The organism is Methylobacterium sp. AC433 (assembly GCF_979253015.1).
The window spans coordinates 1-16622 of record NZ_CEEDBN010000030.1 but is presented as its reverse complement, the minus strand read 5'-3'; the positions used below and the strand labels follow the sequence as shown (position 1 = coordinate 16622).

Here is a 16622-nt window from a genome sequence, read left to right as displayed (position 1 = left end):
AAGGCCGGATACGTTTATGCAGACTGCTCAGACCAGCGGATCATAAGCCACTTGCGGACGGGGCGGGCCATACGTTTCCACCGTGTGCCGAGCGATGGGCTTTGACGTAGGTGCTGTCGATGGCCGCCGCCTCGCCGGCCCATCCGGCCTTGGCCAGATCCGCCAGCATCGCTTTCCAGAAGCCGCGCCGGGACCAGCGATTGAAGCGGTTGTAGACCGTGGTGCGCCGGCCATACGCCGCCGGGCAATCACGCCAGCGACAGCCGGACGTCAGAACATGCAGGATGCCCGAAATGATCTGTCGGTCGTCCCTGCGCTCCGGTCCGGGCTGGTTCTTGGGCATGAACGGTTCGATCACCGGCCATTGCTCATCCGAAAGCCAAAACAGGTCCGCCATCGCTGCCTCCAGGCTGCAAACGACGGCCCTGAATCACAAAACCATAGCCGCCGCAACGCCTTGATGCGGTTCACACCCTAGCAGACTCAGGCCGGGCGACCGGTGTTTCGGCGCGTCTCGGTGGGCGTGCGGCCGTAGAGGCGGCGGTACCTCTGGGCAAAATCGCCCATATGGACGAAACCCCAGTGGCGCGCGATATCGGCGATGGACAGGGGCTCCGTGGTGGACGAGACCAGAGCCGCATGGGCCTGCGCCAGGCGCCGTTCGATGATGAACTGGACCGGCGTGCATCCGATCTCCCGCCGGAACTTGTCCTGGAGCGAGCGGACGCTGATCTCGGCGGCCGCCGCGATCTCGGCCAGGGTCAGGGCCTGCGACAGGTTCGCCTCGATGTAATCCAGCGCCGCCCGGAGACTGCGGGAGGAAATGTCCTGGGCGCTGGACGGGACGGAGGCGACGCGCCTCGGCCAGGCCGACAGCAGCTGGTAGCTCAGGATCTCCTGGATAAGGGGGAAGATCAGGTCGTCGCGCCGGTCGGCTGCCTCGATCCGATGCTGGGCCTGCCGCAGCGTGAGGAACAGGGACCGTATGCCGGGCGCCGTCACATCGGCGACGGGGGCGAGTTGGGCCAGGTCGGGCTCGTTGCCGCCCGTGAGGGCCGCTTGGGCGGCCATCAGGACATCGACCCCGAAGGCTCCGCTGACCGCACTGAAGGCGCTCGAGGCTTCAATCTCGCGCAGATCGTCGAAATTGACGAGCGTCGCATGCGTCGGCATGCCCTCGACATCGCCGCTCCGGCGCCGATAGACGATCTGCCCGGCCGTCACGAACCGGATCGAGAGCAGGCGGGCATCGTATTTCGGCTTGGTGACGAACCCGCTGGCGGAGTGCGTCCGCCACAGGCTCAGGGGCTCGCTGTGGAAGCCTGTGAGCGTGATTTCGGGCGTGGTCGAGTGCTGCGTGTCGAAATTGACCGCGATGCCGCCGTGATCGTTGAACTGCTGAAGCTGGCGCGGGGAGGCGATCGTCGCGGAGAAATGGACCCGGGGGAGCAGGACGATCGGCTCGGGATGCGGATGACCCGCCATCGTGCGCACCTGAAATCCTGTCGATCGCCGGGATATCGCGCGGCGCTCTCATGTCAGGACGAGGAATCAAGACTTGCCTGCACGTAAGGCCAGTACCTCCTTCACACGCAAGCAATTTTCCTACGATAAGTTGACGATTCGCGACCACTCTATCGCCCCCATCTATGGAGCACCCGGGCGTCATACAGACTCTAGGTTGGCATTCTCTTCTTTTAGTTGTAGTCGCAGGACGAAGTTCGGACCGGCGTCCCGATAGCGCCCGCGGCCGGCCGACAGGGCCGTCGCGCGTGCCGGATTTCACGGACGGGGCCGATCATGCCTGGACTGCGCTACACGATCCTTCCGACCCCGATCGGTCCGCTGGTCCTCGCCGGGGCGGATGGGGCGCTGGCCCGCATCGGCTTTCCCAGTGGACGGGGAGCGGTGACGCCGGCCCCGGACTGGCAGCGCGACGACGGCGCCTTCGCGCAGGCTCGCGCCCAGCTCGCTGCCTATTTCGACGGGCGCCTCACCCGCTTCGATCTCGACCTCGCACCGCGAGGGACGCCGTTTCAGCACGCGGTCTGGCAGGCGCTCGCCGAGATCCCACCGGGCGAGACGGTCAGCTACGGCGAACTCGCTCGCCGGATTGGGCGCCCGAGCGCCAGTCGGGCCGTGGGTGCGGCCAACGGCGCCAACCCATTGCCCATCGTGGTGCCGTGCCACAGGGTCATCGGCGCCGGCGGAGCCCTGACCGGGTTTGCCGGCGGCCTCGAGACGAAGCGCTTCCTGCTGGAACTGGAACGGCGCCAGGGCGCCGGGCCATCCTCGCAGGCCCGTCTGCTCTGAGGAGACCGCCGCATCCTGGCGCCTTTCGGAGGCGCGGCGAAACGTTCGCCTTGCGACCGCGTTCGCAGCCATCGTCGCATCGATGCAACTTCGAGCGAGTGGCAAGGATCTGGTGTTTGGTACCCGCTGCCGGGGCGGATTCCGACCCTACTCAGTCGCTCGGGTCTCATGACGCGATGCCCGGAAGCGGACGTTCGACGGGTCGCCTCTGTACCGCTGAAATTGTCGAAAGCCGCCTGGCTGCTTTCGGTAGCTCAATGCATTCAACCGGACATCACAGCATTCGTGTTGCACGCGGATAGGGCGCACGTTTTGCCGAGGCTTGGATAGCCGTCACGGTTGCAGCCGTTTTGCCAGGTCCAACATGAGTTGCCAGGGATTTCGGGAAAGCGGTCGATGATCCGACAACTCGCCGATGTGCTTCGAGCGCATACCTGCGAAAGCGCGTGACGAGGCGGCCGAGACGCTGCGCACCGTCTACGCCGAGGCAGTTGCAGAGGTCCGCGACGCCTTGCTCATGGTCAAAGATGCGAAGGCTAAGGTCATCGCTGCAAATCAGCATAAGCCGGATGGCACCGAACAGATCGTGGGTGCAGGGCCGGAGGCGACCGGTCGGCCCGTTGGCGAAGCGGCCGGACCGCATCACCTGACGCTCGAGGTTCGACTGCCAACGCGATTCGGGTCAGCGATGTGGCCGCTGGGGTGGTGATCGGAAGCGCCATCGGCTCGGCGCCCGCCCACCCGATAGCGCTGAGCACATCAAGGACGTCGAGACCAAGACCAACAATGGCGTGCGCGCGAATAATTCAAGCAGCTTTGGACATAGGCACAGCCATAGAACCTAGCTTACGTTCAAGCATGACGATCCCCGTTTCCACCACCCTTTGCTTCTGGTCTTCGGTGAACTCACCGAAGAGATCGTCGACAGCGTCGTACCACTCGCGCAAGGTCGGGGAACGGCTCTGACTCAGCAGGAACAGCATGACGTCGATTACGCGCTCCTGTGTGGAGCGATGATTTGCCTGAATACCTGTCATACTTCGTGGCCCCCCTTTGATCAGCGGCGCCCTTGGCGTTGATGAAGCCGCGCCATTTTCCGGCCAACTGTTGCGCGCGTTCGTCCCTCGGCTAGGATCAGATCATGCATGGTCAATTTTTAGTTAATTGGCAAACTTGGACAGAAATTCCTGCCGATTCGGATCGATCACAGTGATCGTGTTCGGCAGACTCTTGGCGCCCATGGGGCGCTCGCGGATCTGGACCGTGTCGGGGTCCATAATCACCCTTTTGGGGACGGCCCAGCGGCACAGTCGCGATGATTGACGTCTGCTAGGGACGAGCGGTCGAAGCTTCTTGAATGACCGGGATGGGCGGGAAACAGTCGACGGCTCCCGCCCGTGCGAAGCTCTGCGTCCCTGCTCCGACGGTCCCGAGAGCGGACCAGCGAAAATCCACTCGTCTCGGACGTTCAGGGCGGATACCATCCGTCAGATTTTGACCACTGGATCTCAATGACTCAGCCAGTGCGCCCGTCGTGCCTCCATCGCCGCCGGCGGATGAGCTGCGGAACGCGGGGCTGGCCGGCGGTATCGAGGACCCTCGCGACGATCATCGCCGACACCGTGCTGTCCGGCTTCGCCCCGGAGTTGCTTGACGCGGACTCACCGGGCAGCTCCGTCCTCGCCTGCCTGATCCTGGCCTGACTGTCCGTATCCGGCCGGGCGCAGATCGCCTGCCGGCGCCGTTCCCCAGGCCGTCGCTGTCCGACCTGAGGCGGGCAGGACTGACCTCGATGGTCGTCAGCCGGGACGACCGCTCCGTCGAGGCGGCGGACCCGCGTGATCCACCTCCGAGGCGGCCGGCGGCGCGAGGCCGCCCCGGATGCGGCCCGGCCGTGACCGTCCGCTACTTCGGCAGGGCGTAGATGTTCACGTCGAGCTTCTCGTCGGCCTTGTCGTTCAGGTCGGTCACGTATTCCTCGATGAACCGGTCCTGCACCACGATGTCCTTGGCGTCGAGATAGGCCGTCAGGGTCTCGTAGGTGCCGTCGATCTCGTCATAGGAGCCCTTGTGCGGGAAGCGCAGGGCGCGTCCGCTCGGTGTCGAGCCGAAGCGCAGACCGTCGGCCTCGGCGGGCTTGGGGTCCGGCATCGCGGCGATCGGGATCATCGCGTCGTACTGGAAGCCATCGTCGTCGGTCTTGGCGAAGACCGCGATCGGACGTCCCACCGCCTGGATGCCGGCCTTGGCCAGATCCGCCTCGATGCGCTGGAAGGCCGCCTTGAGGCTCGGCACCGCCTCCTCCCACTTCGTCCGCCCGGCGAGGATCGCGGCCGGCTTGGCGGGCAGCGAGACCTCGTCGACGTCGTTGGCGTCGCCGGGCGTCGCCACCAGGGTCTGGCGCGGGCCGGCCGGCGGCGGCGCAGAGGGGGCCGCGCCGGCCTGGGCCGGCACCGGGATGTCCGCCGTGCCCGGTGTCTTCGGATCGGGATTGGTGGTGGTCGGCAGCGGATCGGCCGCGGCCGGCGGCGTCACCGGCTGAGCCGGAGCCGGGCTCGCGGCCCAGGCAACCGAGAGAGCGAGGCCCCCGGCGAGCATCTTCAAGCTTGGGCGGGTCAAGGCGGTGGCTCCGGATCGGCGCGGGGCAGGTCGAATCGCATGCCTCCGGGCCCGTGCCGGGAAACTAGGCGCGATGCCTCCGCCCGGCGAGACGTCCCGGGTGTCGCGCCGCACGAAGCTGGCGGGGCGCGGCGCTTCTGCAACGCAGCCGCGCCCCTGGAGGCCCGTGCGTGCGCCGTCGCTTTGGCCTATAGCCCCGCGGGAGCCCTCGGCCCCGATGGGGACCGGAGCTCCGCGCGATCGGACACCCCGGACGCAAGGCACAGAGACGAGGCGGCATGAGCGAACTTGCCCATCGGCGGTTCCTGAAGATGCACGGAGCCGGCAACCAGATCGTGGTCCTGGACCTGCGCGGAACACAGACGCAGGTCACGGCCGGGGAGGCGCGCGCCATCGCGGCCTATCCGCGTGCGCCGTTCGATCAGCTCATGGTGATCCACGATGCCCGCACAGCCGGCACCGACGCATTCCTGCGGATCTACAACACCGACGGCTCGGAAGCGGGGGCCTGCGGCAACGGCACGCGCTGCGTCGCCTACGCGATGCTCGACGACCCCGCCATGGCGCGGCCCGCCGAGAGCGGCCGGCTGCTCCTCGAGACCCGGGGCGGCCTCGTGGGCGTCAAGCGCGTCTCCGAGCGTTCCTTCACCGTCGACATGGGCCGGCCGAAACTGGCCTGGACCGAGATCCCCCTGGCCGAGCCGTTCCAGGACACCCGCCGGATCGAGCTTCAGATCGGCCCGATCGACGATCCGGTGCTGCATTCGCCCGGCGTCGTGAACATGGGCAATCCGCACGCGGTGTTCTTCGTGGACCGCGATCCCGACACCTACGACCTCGCCCGCATCGGCCCGATGCTGGAGAACCACCCGATCTTTCCGGACCGGGCCAACATCTCGGTCGCCCAGGTCGTCGGGCCGGACCGGATCAAGCTGCGGGTCTGGGAACGTGGCGCCGGACTGACGCTGGCCTGCGGCACCGCCGCCTGCGCCACGGTGGTGGCCGCCGCGCGCCTGCGCATGATCGGCCGCGGCGCGACCGTCGGCCTTCCGGGCGGTGACCTCGTCATCGAGTGGCGGGCCGACGACCACGTGTTGATGACCGGCCCGGTGGCCCTGGAATGGGACGGCAGCCTGCCCCCCGGGATCTTCGCGGCCGAGGGCCCGGATGGAGATGCGGCCTGAGATGACGGTCGAGACCCTGACCTTCGGCTGTCGCCTCAACACCGTCGAGTCCGAGGTGATGCGTGGGCACGCCGAGGCGGGCGCCGCCTCCGGCGATCTCGTCATCGTCAACACCTGCGCGGTGACCGCGGAGGCCGGACGCCAGGCCCGCAAGGCCATCCGCAAGCTCGCCCGCGCACGGCCCGGCGCGGAAATCGTCGTCACCGGCTGCGGCGCCCAGGTGGAGACCGACGCCTACGCGGCGATGCCGGAGGTCGCGCGCCTCGTCGGCAACGACGCGAAGGGCCGGGCGGAGACCTGGTCCCTGCCGGTCCGGCCGGAGGCGCGCACTCGTGTCGACGACATCATGGCGGTGCGTCGGGCCAGCCCGACCCGGATCGCCGGCATCGCCGGACAGACCCGCGCCTTCGTGCCCGTCCAGAACGGCTGCGACCATCGCTGCACGTTCTGCGTCATTCCGTTCGGGCGCGGAAACTCGCGTTCCGTGCCAGTGCCGGATGTGGTCGACCAAGTCGCCCGCATCGTCGAGGCCGGCGGGAGCGAGGTGGTGCTGACGGGCGTCGACCTGACCGCCTATGGGCGCGACCTCGACGCGTCCGAGAGCCTAGGATACCTGATACAGACCATCCTCGCGCGCGTCCCCGGCCTTGCCCGGCTGCGCCTCTCCTCCATCGATTCCATTGAGGCCGACGAGGCGCTGATGGACGCGATCGCCCGCGAGGCGCGGCTGATGCCGCACTTCCACCTCTCCCTCCAGGCTGGCGACGATCTCATCCTGAAGCGGATGAAGCGACGGCACACCCGCGCCGACGCGATCGAATTCTGCAGCACGGTCAGGACTTTGCGCCCCGACGCCGTCTTCGGGGCCGACCTCATCGCAGGCTTCCCCACCGAGACCGAGGCGCAGTTCGCCCGCTCCCTCGATCTCGTCGCGGAGTGCGGCCTGACCAATCTCCACGTCTTCCCGTACTCCGCCCGCCCCGGCACGCCCGCCGCCCGCATGCCGCCGGTGCACGGCGACGTCGTGCGGACCCGCGCCGCCCGCCTCCGTGCTACCGGCGACGCCGCCCTGGCGACGCACCTCGCCAGCGAAGTGGGCCGCACGCGCCGGGTCCTCACCGAAAGGGGCGGCCTCGGCCGCACGGAAGCCTTCACGCCGGTCCGGCTGCCCTCCGGGACGTCGCCAGGGATCTTCACGGACGTAACGATCGCGGGGCATGACGGCAGGGTGCTGATCGCCGCCTGAGCGGTCTCCGGAAGGCGGCCCGACTTCCCTCAGGACGCGCCCGAGGGCTCGGTTCCGCAGGCCGCCAGGCCCGCCCGCATATGCGCCGGTGCAGGTGCCTCGACCCGGATCGGTGGCTTCTTCGGGTAGAGCGGCAAGCTGAGGGCGCGGGCATGCAGTTGCAGACCCGGCCCTCCGCTGCGGGGTGCGGTGCCGTAGATCGGGTCGCCGAGGATCGGGAATCCCATCGCCGCGCAATGGACCCGCAACTGGTGGGTCCGGCCCGTGACCGGCGAGAGGGCGAGCCAGGTCAGGCCGCCGCCGCGTCCGAGGACCGTGAAGCGGGTCAGCGCAGGGTCGCCGGCCGGATCGGCCTTCATCCACCAGGAGCGCGGGTCGTCGGAGCGTCGCGCCAGCGCGAGGTCGATCGTGCCGGCTTGCTCTTCGGGGGCGCCCTCCACCAGGGCCCAGTAGGTCTTCTCCACCGTACCGCTGGCGGCGAACAGCCTGTTGAGGCGCGCGAGCGCCTTGGCGTGGCGCCCGAGGGCGAGGCAGCCGGAGGTGTCGCGATCGAGGCGGTGCGCGGCCTCCGGCCGGCGGGGCAGCCCGAAGCGCAGGGCGTCGAGGTGATCGGTGAGGGTCTCGCCACCCTTGGGACCGGGATGCACGGGCAGACCGGCCGGCTTGTCGATGACGAGCACAAGGGCATCGCGATAGAGGAGGCGCGCGCCTATGTCTGTTAGGAGGGCATCGGCTGGGGACATACCCTCGCGCTAACCATGCCGGGTCCGGGGAGCAAGCGGGAATGAGCGAAGACAAGAGGCCGGGCTGGCTGCTGCGCAAGATGTTCGGCACCAAGGAGGAGGAGCGGCCTGCGCCGGTGCCGGTGCAGCCGCCGGACCCGAAGCCGGTCCAGACACAGCTTCCTGCGCCCGCGGCGGAGCCCGAGCCGGTCGTCGCCCCGATCGTGCCGCCGCCGGACTCCCCGGCCTCGTTCTCCGAAGGCAAGCCGGACTTCGCCACCGCCGCGACGGACGTCTCCCACGTGCCCCCACCACCCGGCGAGCCTGCCACGGGCATGCCCGACAAGAACGCGGTGCCGGACGAACTCGAAGGGGCCGACCTGCAGCCCGTGGAGGGAGCCGAGGAGCGTCCGCCCGCCGGCACGGCCGGCGACGACCCACATCGGGGCGCCGAGGCCGCCGACATGACGAGCGAGGCATTCGCCCCCGAGCCTGCCGTCGTGCCCGAGCCGGCGCCCATGCCGGAACCCGAGCGCGAGGTCTCGACACAGATCTTCATGCCCGAGCCCGACGCGGCGGGCGAGGAGCTCAAGCGTGGCTGGTGGAGTCGCCTCACGGGAGGCATGAAGCGCACCTCCACGGCGCTGACCGAGCGGGTCACCGGCCTTTTCACCAAGCGCAAGCTCGACGCCGATACCCTGGAGGAACTGGAGGACGCTCTGATCCAGGCCGATTTCGGCATCGAGACAGCGACGCGGATCTCGGAGGCCGTGGGCAAGGGTCGCTACGAGAAGGGCATCTCGCCGGATGCCGTGCGAGAGATCCTGGCGACGGAGGTGGAGCGCGCGCTCACCCCCGTGGCGATCCCCTTCCACATCGATTCCACGAAGAAGCCCTTCGTGATCCTGATGATCGGCGTCAACGGGGCCGGCAAGACCACCACCATCGGCAAGCTCGCACTCAAACTCAAGGCGGAGGGGCACTCCCTGATGCTGGCGGCAGGCGATACCTTTCGGGCGGCAGCCATCGAGCAACTCAAGGTCTGGGGCCAGCGCACGCAGACCCCGGTGATCGCCCGGGCGCAGGGGTCGGACGCGGCGGGCCTCGCGTTTGACGCCTACGAGGCGGCGAAAGCCCAGGGCACCGACGTGCTCCTCATCGACACCGCCGGACGACTCCAGAACAAGGCCGGGCTGATGGCGGAGTTGGAGAAAATCCTGCGGGTGATCCGCAAGATCGATGCGCAGGCGCCCCACGCCGTGATCCTCGTTCTCGACGCCACGGTGGGCCAGAACGCGCTGAGCCAAGTCGAGCTGTTCTCGAAGGCGGCCAACGTGACCGGCCTCGTCATGACCAAGCTCGACGGGACGGCCCGCGGCGGCATCCTCGTGGCACTGGCGGCCAAGTTCGGTCTGCCGGTTCACTTCATCGGGGTGGGCGAGGGGGTGGAGGACCTGGAACCCTTCGCGGCCCGTGACTTCGCCCGCGCCATCGCGGGGCTGGACGCCGGCTGAGCCGGCACTCGCCCCTGAAGCGCCTTGTCGCGGCGGGTCGTCGCCAGAAATCCCCTAAGATGGACCTCATGCAGATCGAAGCCGTTCCCCCGCGCCGCCACCTTCCGCCCCTGCTCAAGCTCGCCCTCGAGCTCGGGCCGCTGATGATCTTCTTCTTCGGCAACGCCTACGCGGAACGCCTCGGTGTGCATCCCGACCAGAAGCTGTTCGTGGCCACCGGCATCTTCATCGCCGCCACCGTGGTGGCGCTCGGCATCCACTACGCACTGATGCGGCGCCTGCCCATCATGCCTCTGGTGTCCGGCGTGGTGGTGGTGGTGTTCGGCGGACTCACCCTGGCGCTCCAGGACAAGACCTTCATCATGATGAAGCCCACCATCGTGAACACGCTGTTCGGCCTGGTGCTGCTGGGCGGCCTCGCCTTCGGCAAGTCCCTGCTCTCGGTGGTACTCGATTCGATGTTCGCCCTCACGGAGGACGGCTGGCGCAAGCTCACCTTCCGCTGGGGCGTGTTTTTCCTCGTTCTGGCAGCCATCAACGAGGTGGTGTGGCGCACCCAGACGGAAGATTTCTGGGTCAGCTTCAAGGTCTTCGGCATCATGCCGCTGACCATCGCGTTCGCACTGGCTCAGACGCCGCTCCTGATGCGCCATGAGCGCAAAGCGCCGGATGCGGGCGCGGGGCCAGCCTGAGGATATCAGGTCGGGTGACGTTCCTCAGACCTCCCCGAGAAGGCGAGCGTACTCGGCCTCCGGAACACCGTAGGACGCACCAGCGATCGTCAGGAGAACGGCACGATCGCGGATTCCGATGCCACCCCGCCGCATCTTCAGGGCGCCGGCGAGCTCGAGTACACGCAGCCCCGTGGTCACCCCGGCGCGGCGCACACCAAGCATCAGGGAGAGCGTCTCGTGCGTCAGCGGCAGATCCTCGCGGTCAGCGCGGTCGTGGCACATCAGCAGCCAGCGGGCGAGGCGCTGCTCAATGGTAAAATGCGCGTTGCAGAGGCCGGCCTGAGCGAGCTGTACGGTGAAGCATTGCGCATAGCGCAGCAGGTGGTCGTGCAAGGCCCGGCTCTCGGCCAGGGCACCTCGGAATGCAGCCGCGTCGATCTGCACGGTCCGGCACGGCACTTGGACCACGACGGTGTGCGGTGACACGCTGACACCATTCAGCAGGGCAAGGCCGACCATCCCCTCCGGCCCGATGATGCCAGCCTCGGCTTGGCATCCGTCCACAGCGTGGGCGATGACGGAAATCATTCCCGGCTCGGGAAAATGCACCGCCGCAATCGATTCGCCAGGAGCTTCCAGGCGCGCGCCCTGCTCGAACGAGCATCGCACCATGGATGGTCGGAGACGCTCGAACTCGCGTGGGGGCAATGCGCGAAGGAGGCGGTTGCGAACCTCGGACTGAAGGATGATCGACGTCACAACTCCGGCAATCGATAAGCGGGAGTGCGAACGCAAGGTCACCCGCAGCCCAGTCTCCTGTGGGCGACGGAGCGGGCATGACACACCAGCTCTCTATTGGAAAGAGAATGCCGAGTTGTATCTAAGTCCGCCATCAGACAAACAACACTTCTTGGAACCGTGAACACAACCCCAAGCGTGCAAGTCCAAACAATACGTTGAGATAAGATAGATTTCTACAGTAATATAAAAATACAACTACCAACCATTCGTTCTATTGGAAGTTGTATGCGCCCATAAGATCGAGGCCTGGAGGAAGGCATGCTCGGCAATACTCGGAAGCGCGGTCCTCAAGCTCCAACATGCCTTCGGAGTAGACTCAGACCGAGGGAGCCTTGAGTCGTCGGACCACGAAGCAGACGCTCGGCCTCGGGAACACGCATGGCGCGGCACCGTTCAACCTCCGTATGATGCGAGGATATCCAGGCCATTGGCGGATGAAGCCACGATGCCCCAATATTTCCTGAACATCCGGGACCGAGGCACCCTCACCCTTGATCCCGAAGGCGACGTCCTTCCCGGCCTGCGCGAAGCGCGTGATCTGGTCGAGCGAACCGTCCGCGACATCCGCAGGCTCCCGGAAACTTACGGCGGTTCAGACCTTTGGAACAGCCGCAGTTTTGAAGTAACCGATCAATCCGGCGAGATTTTGCTCGAAATCGCGTTTTCCACCGTGCGGTAGCGTACTGGACGAAGCAGGACCAGACGAAGCCTGGCCATGCGGATTGTACGACATAGTACAGATGCCTTCCTACGCGGTTCCTTAGAACCTGGATCCGGCTATGAGGGACGTCCGTCCCCTATCCGAGCAGCAAAACGTTCAGTGGCTGCTCTACCGAGCCGCTACGTTTCATGTCGGTGCCGTCCCAGCGATACGTTCGAAACCACCTCCTCAGCATCCTCAACTCCGATGATTATGAGGCGATTCAAGCTGCATCGGAGGGCGTGGCAATGGGGCGTCGGGACATCCTGATCGCTGCCAACAAGCCGATTATGCATGTCTATTTCCTGGAGTCAGGCATCGCCTCGGAGGTGGCCGCAACGCCGGAGGGGCGCCGCATCGAGGTCTGCATCACCGGCCGGGAGGGCATGATCGGGGTCCCGCTTCTGCTCGACGTCGACCGGACGCCGCACGAGACATTCGTGCAGATCGAGGGGGACACCTTGCGGATCGAAGCCGCGGCTTTTCGGCGCCTTATCGAGGACCGACAGAGCCTGCGTCGGATCCTTGCTCACTCTGCCTACGTGGCCCACCTTCAGACCGCTGGAACCGCTCTCTCCAACGGCAGTCACACCCTGGAGGAACGCCTCGCACGCTGGTTGCTGATGTGCCACGACCGGGTCGACGGAGACGAGTTTCCGGTCACTCACGAGTTCCTCTCGACGATGCTCGGCGTCCGGCGACCCGGCGTGACGACGGCGATTCACAGCCTCGAGGGGGCCGGCATGATCAAGGCCAGACGCTCGCACGTGCAGGTGCTCGACCGAACCAAGCTGAAAGCCGCAGCCGGGGACAGCTACGGTGTGTCCGAGACCGAGTACCGACGACTGATCCGGTCGAGTCGCTGAACATCCGGCGGGTCACCGGGACGTTGGGGGGCCTCCGATGGAGCGGATCCTGTCGAGCACGCCCGGATAGCTCTCCGGCGTGAGGATGCCGACGAGCTTGTCGCGGATGATACCGTCCGGTCCGACGATGAAGGTCTCGGGGACTCCATAGACGCCAAAATCGATTCCGGTTCGCCCCTCCGAATCCATGCCGACCGCTTGGAACGGAACGCCGTTCCGGGTCAGGAAGCGGCGTCCATTTTCCGCGGTATCCTTGTAGTCGATGCCCACCAAGCGGACGCCGGGCTCGCGCGCCAGCCGCATGAGCTGCGGATGCTCGACCTGGCAGGGCGCGCACCACGAAGCCCAGAAGTTGACCACCGTGACCTGTCCGAGGAGATCGGCATGTGACAGGCCGGGGACAGGCGATCCGCCGGCGGCAAGGCCCGGCATGCCGGGAAGGGTGAAGGCGGGCGCCGGCTTGCCGATCAGTGCGGAGGGAATGGCTGCCGGATCGGCGCCCGAGCGCAGCCGCAGGAAGAAGATGCCGGCGAGGACCGCGAAGGTGACGAGAGGCAGGATCACCAGGAGGGAACGTCGGGCCGGCTCCGGGGTCTGCACGGTGGGCTCCGGCGCGCTCAAGACCGGCCTCCCGCACCATCCTTCAGTTCGCCCTGAAGGCGCTCCAGTGCCCGTTTCTGGGCTCGATGATCGCGCAAACCATGGACGACCAATCCAGCGATCACCAGGGCGGCGAAGGCGTAGGCGCCCAGGATGTAGCCGGCATGTTGGCCGAGATTCATGGTCGGGACCACATCAACGAGGGTTTCAGGGCGCTCAACTTGCGGGCGCACATCGATGCGAGGCTCACAGGCCCTCGACCACCCGGCCGATCGGCGCATGCCCCATCGGTAGGTCCCGGCCCGGCACCGGACCGGCATCCAGGCGCTCGGCCTCGCGGAGGGTCAGCGCACGCACGCGGCGGCGCAGGATTTCCGTGCGCATAGCGTAGAGATGCTGTGTGACGCCGAGGAGGGTGAAGGCGAGGATCATCTCCAGCAGCGGGTAGAGCATGCTCGGATCGATGGACGACCCGCCCATCCGCATGATCGAGGCGGGCTGATGCAAGGTCGACCACCAGTTCACCGAGAACTTGATGATCGGCAGGTTCACCGCGCCGACCAGGGTGAGGATGGCAATGGCGCGTGCAGCCCGGTTCGGGTCCTCGATCGTCCGCCACAGTGCTATGATCCCGCAATAGATCAGGAACAGCACGAGCATCGACGTCAGGCGCGCGTCCCAGACCCAGTAGGTGCCCCACATGGGCTTGCCCCACAGCGACCCGGTCACGAGGCAGATCAGCGTGAAGGCCGCTCCGATCGGAGCGGCTGCACGCTGAGCGACGTCCGCCAGGGGGTGACGCCAGACAAGCGTTCCGACAGCGGAAATCGCCATGGCGCCATAGAAGAAGACGCCGAGCCAGGCCGCCGGCACGTGGATGTACATGATCCGCACGGTCTCACCCTGCTGGTAGTCGGGCGGCACGACGAACCAGGTCAGATACAGGCCGATGACGAGCAGCAAACCCGACAGTCCGGCGAGCCAGGGCATCGCGGGCTGAGTCCAGCGCAGGAAGTGGCCGGGATTGGCGATGCGTGTCCACATGGTCCGGCCCTCTAGCCCAAGGTGCGGTGCAGCAGCAATGCGTGGGTTACGCGCAGGACGCGCGATTCCGGTCACGTTCTCAGGCGCTCACCCGCCGGCCTGGAAGCCCTCGAGCGGAGCCACCACGCGGCAGACGAGGCCGCCCGGAAGGTATTCGAGGCTGATGGTGCCGCCGACGGCCCCGACGAGGCCGCGCTCGATCAGCCGCGAGCCGAACCCCTTGTGCGTCGGCGGGGTGACGCCGGGCCCATCCGTCTCCGACCAGGTCAGCCGCACAATGGTGCCGACGGCGCCGTCATCGAGGCTCCAGTCCAGGGTGACGCGGCCATCGGGAACCGAGAGGGCGCCGTACTTGGCCGCATTGGTCGCCAACTCGTGCAGCATGAGCGCGAGAGCCAGGGCCGCCTTCGATCCGAGAAGGACAGGCGGCCCCGAGACATGGAAGCGGCCGGGCTGCCGATCGTCGTGGATCGAGAGGGCACCGCGCATCACCGCCTCCATCTCGGCACTCTCGTGCGCGCCGGAGAGCAGGATGTCGTGCGCCTTGCCCAGGGCGATGAGGCGGGCGGCGAGGGCTTCCTTGGCCGCCTCGATATCGGTGACGCTGCGCAGGGTCTGCGAGGCGATGGCCTGGACCATGGCGAGGGTGTTCTTCAGGCGATGGCTCAGCTCCCGGTTCAGGGTGCGCTGCTGCTCGTCCGCCTCGATCCGGGTCAGGCCACCCCAGGCACGATCGGCCACCTCTCGCGCGAAGGCGATCTCGCCGGCACTCCAGGCGCGGGGCTCCCGGTCGAGAACGTACAGGATACCGACCAGCCGTCCCCGACGCAGGACCGGCACCTTGATGACCGCCCGCATCCCGAGCCGAGCATAGCCCTCCGGATCGTCGACGCGCTCAGGGGTCGCCGCCACGTCGGCGACGCTGATGATGTCGCCGCGCCCCAATCGGTCGACACTCGCGGCCAGGGTCGAGCGGGACGCGGTCGGCAGGCCGAGGGCGATGTTGGGGTCCGCGACACCTTCGGCGGTCCAGTCGGGATTGAGCGAGGCGATCTGGCCGCCGGGATCGACCTGGGCATAGCCGGCGCGGGCGACGGCGAGGGTCCGGCCCAGGCTTTCGGCCGTGGCCGCCACCACGTCCGCATGGGTGTGCAGGTCGCGGAGGCGATCGCTGAGACCGATCAGGGCCTCACGGCGGGCATCGGTGCGCTTCTCCTCGGTGATGTCCTCGATCATCGCCGTGGCGTGGACGTCGCCCCCCAGGCGTTGCGAGACGAGATTGACCCGCGCCCAGATGATGCGTCCGTCCATGCGGCGGTACCGCTTCTCCAGGCGCAGCTGCAGGGTTTCCCCGTTGGCGAGGCGCGCGTGCAGGGCGGCCCGCGCGTCGTCGTCCTCGGGCGGGGTCCAGCGGGCGAGAGAGTGCCCGAGGATCTCGGATTCCGGCGCCCCCCAGATCTCGCAGAGCTTGGCGTTGACCGCGAAGGCACGGACGGTGCGCGGATCGAACTGGACGATGCCGATATTGGCGCCCTGGAACACCGCACGGAATTGGGCACCGACGCGGTTGCGCTCGGTGAGGTCCAGCATCGCGGCGATCACCCGCAGGGCGGTCCCGTCCGGGTCGCGGACCAGGGCCCCCCGGTCGAGGACGTCGGCGTAGCTGCCGTCGGCGCGCAGGAAGCGGTACTCGTGGCTCCAGGTCTCGCCGTCGCCCGCGATGGCGCTGCGCAGGCCGGCCTCGACGCCGGACCGGTCGCCGGGATGGATGTGGGCGAGCCACCAGGCGCAGGTCGGCGCGACCGCGTCCGGCGCCCAGCCGTAGGCGGCCAGGTCGGCGTTCCACCGCATGGTGCCGGTGGCGAGGTCCCAGTCGCGGATGGCGTCGCGGGTGGGAGGGACGGTCCTCTCGGCCGTCTTCGACGCGGTGACGTCCCGCATCGTGCCGACGAGGCGGGCCGGGTGGGCGTGGTCGACCACGCGGCGCGCGCGGGCCAGTATCCGGCGGGGTCGTGTCGAGGTCGCGCTCCGGAAGGTGCAGTCCAGCGTCCCGGCACCCGCCGGATCGAGGGCGGCGCCGACAGCCACCTCCACGACGGCGCGATCCTCGGGGTGAAGGGCCGGAAGGAACTCTCCGGCATAAGCGACGGGTCCGTCCCGGGCGAGGCCGAGCAAGGTCCGGAGGCGGGCGTCGCCGCGGAGGGTCCCGGTGGCGGGGTCGTAGGCGAAGAGGCCGAGGCCCGTCTGGTCCGCCGCGAGGCACAGGAGCACCGCCGCCTCGGCGGGATCGAAGGCGGGGTCGACGGCGGTCGTCCCGTCCCCGTCGGCCGGGGACGGGA

Annotated in this window: 17 protein-coding genes and 1 pseudogene; 8 read left to right on the top strand and 10 right to left on the bottom strand. The window is 67.7% G+C overall.

Features of this window, described 5'->3' with window-relative positions; genetic code table 11:
* Positions 1-76: 76 nt before the first annotated feature.
* Together AC0IWM_RS23310 and AC0IWM_RS23305 are read right to left on the bottom strand one after the other, a co-directional pair.
* Positions 77-397: pseudogene (locus tag AC0IWM_RS23310) on the bottom strand (IS5 family transposase); the annotation flags it as partial.
* 86 nt (positions 398-483) lie between these two features.
* Complete coding sequence (locus AC0IWM_RS23305; protein WP_471759000.1) at positions 484-1485, bottom strand: helix-turn-helix domain-containing protein; 1002 nt, start codon at positions 1483-1485, stop codon at positions 484-486.
* 315 nt (positions 1486-1800) lie between these two features.
* Here AC0IWM_RS23305 and AC0IWM_RS23300 point away from each other — a divergent pair, with 315 nt between their 5' ends.
* Together AC0IWM_RS23300 and AC0IWM_RS23295 are read left to right on the top strand one after the other, a co-directional pair.
* Complete coding sequence (locus AC0IWM_RS23300; protein WP_471758998.1) at positions 1801-2313, top strand: methylated-DNA--[protein]-cysteine S-methyltransferase; 513 nt, start codon at positions 1801-1803, stop codon at positions 2311-2313.
* A 415-nt stretch (positions 2314-2728) separates the two neighbouring features.
* A complete protein-coding gene (locus tag AC0IWM_RS23295) occupies positions 2729-3022 on the top strand; it encodes a hypothetical protein (protein ID WP_471758996.1) in 294 nt (97 codons plus the stop codon).
* A 97-nt stretch (positions 3023-3119) separates the two neighbouring features.
* Here AC0IWM_RS23295 and AC0IWM_RS23290 read toward each other — a convergent pair whose 3' ends face one another.
* Together AC0IWM_RS23290 and AC0IWM_RS23285 are read right to left on the bottom strand one after the other, a co-directional pair.
* On the bottom strand, positions 3120-3296 hold the full coding sequence (locus AC0IWM_RS23290; RefSeq protein WP_471758994.1) for a hypothetical protein: 177 nt from the start codon (positions 3294-3296) through the stop codon (positions 3120-3122).
* 922 nt (positions 3297-4218) lie between these two features.
* The gene (locus tag AC0IWM_RS23285; RefSeq protein WP_471759002.1) at positions 4219-4911 is read right to left on the bottom strand and encodes a GyrI-like domain-containing protein; all 693 of its coding nucleotides are present in this window, start codon (positions 4909-4911) and stop codon (positions 4219-4221) included.
* Positions 4912-5210: 299 nt separating this feature from the next.
* On the opposite strand from AC0IWM_RS23285, the gene dapF reads away from it, so the two are divergent.
* Both dapF and mtaB read left to right on the top strand, forming a co-directional pair.
* A complete protein-coding gene (dapF, locus tag AC0IWM_RS23280; protein ID WP_471758992.1) occupies positions 5211-6116 on the top strand; it encodes a diaminopimelate epimerase in 906 nt (301 codons plus the stop codon).
* Position 6117: 1 nt separating this feature from the next.
* A complete protein-coding gene (gene mtaB / locus AC0IWM_RS23275; RefSeq protein ID WP_471758990.1) occupies positions 6118-7362 on the top strand; it encodes a tRNA (N(6)-L-threonylcarbamoyladenosine(37)-C(2))-methylthiotransferase MtaB in 1245 nt (414 codons plus the stop codon).
* A gap of 29 nt (positions 7363-7391) precedes the next feature.
* Here the strand turns inward: mtaB and AC0IWM_RS23270 are convergent, their stop codons facing one another.
* Positions 7392-8105 carry an RluA family pseudouridine synthase gene (locus tag AC0IWM_RS23270; RefSeq protein ID WP_471758988.1) on the bottom strand — a complete coding sequence of 238 codons (714 nt, stop codon included), beginning with the start codon at positions 8103-8105 and terminating at the stop codon, positions 7392-7394.
* A gap of 41 nt (positions 8106-8146) precedes the next feature.
* Between AC0IWM_RS23270 and ftsY the strand changes: the two genes are divergently transcribed.
* Entirely contained in the window at positions 8147-9598 is a 1452-nt protein-coding gene (gene ftsY, locus AC0IWM_RS23265) for a signal recognition particle-docking protein FtsY (RefSeq protein WP_471758986.1), read from the top strand.
* Positions 9599-9666: 68 nt separating this feature from the next.
* Positions 9667-10290: a septation protein A gene (locus AC0IWM_RS23260; RefSeq protein WP_471758984.1), complete on the top strand. Its 624-nt coding sequence runs from the start codon at positions 9667-9669 to the stop codon at positions 10288-10290.
* A 24-nt stretch (positions 10291-10314) separates the two neighbouring features.
* Here the strand turns inward: AC0IWM_RS23260 and AC0IWM_RS23255 are convergent, their stop codons facing one another.
* Entirely contained in the window at positions 10315-11031 is a 717-nt protein-coding gene (locus AC0IWM_RS23255; RefSeq protein WP_471758982.1) for a Crp/Fnr family transcriptional regulator, read from the bottom strand.
* A gap of 487 nt (positions 11032-11518) precedes the next feature.
* Between AC0IWM_RS23255 and AC0IWM_RS23250 the strand changes: the two genes are divergently transcribed.
* Together AC0IWM_RS23250 and AC0IWM_RS23245 are read left to right on the top strand one after the other, a co-directional pair.
* Positions 11519-11752 carry a DUF6894 family protein gene (locus AC0IWM_RS23250; RefSeq protein ID WP_471758980.1) on the top strand — a complete coding sequence of 78 codons (234 nt, stop codon included), beginning with the start codon at positions 11519-11521 and terminating at the stop codon, positions 11750-11752.
* Positions 11753-11922: 170 nt separating this feature from the next.
* Positions 11923-12639, top strand: a complete 717-nt coding sequence (locus AC0IWM_RS23245; RefSeq protein ID WP_471758978.1) for a Crp/Fnr family transcriptional regulator — start codon at positions 11923-11925, stop codon at positions 12637-12639.
* A 12-nt stretch (positions 12640-12651) separates the two neighbouring features.
* Here AC0IWM_RS23245 and AC0IWM_RS23240 read toward each other — a convergent pair whose 3' ends face one another.
* The 4 genes from AC0IWM_RS23240 to AC0IWM_RS23225 all read right to left on the bottom strand — a co-directional run.
* Entirely contained in the window at positions 12652-13260 is a 609-nt protein-coding gene (locus AC0IWM_RS23240) for a DsbE family thiol:disulfide interchange protein (RefSeq protein WP_471758976.1), read from the bottom strand.
* Positions 13257-13421, bottom strand: a complete 165-nt coding sequence (ccmD, locus tag AC0IWM_RS23235) for a heme exporter protein CcmD (RefSeq protein WP_471758974.1) — start codon at positions 13419-13421, stop codon at positions 13257-13259. Before ccmD ends, AC0IWM_RS23240 begins: the two co-directional genes overlap by 4 nt.
* A gap of 64 nt (positions 13422-13485) precedes the next feature.
* The gene (locus AC0IWM_RS23230; protein WP_471758972.1) at positions 13486-14283 is read right to left on the bottom strand and encodes a heme ABC transporter permease; all 798 of its coding nucleotides are present in this window, start codon (positions 14281-14283) and stop codon (positions 13486-13488) included.
* Positions 14284-14370: 87 nt separating this feature from the next.
* On the bottom strand, positions 14371-16622 hold a 2252-nt coding region (locus tag AC0IWM_RS23225; protein ID WP_471758970.1), incomplete at its 5' end, for a PAS domain-containing sensor histidine kinase.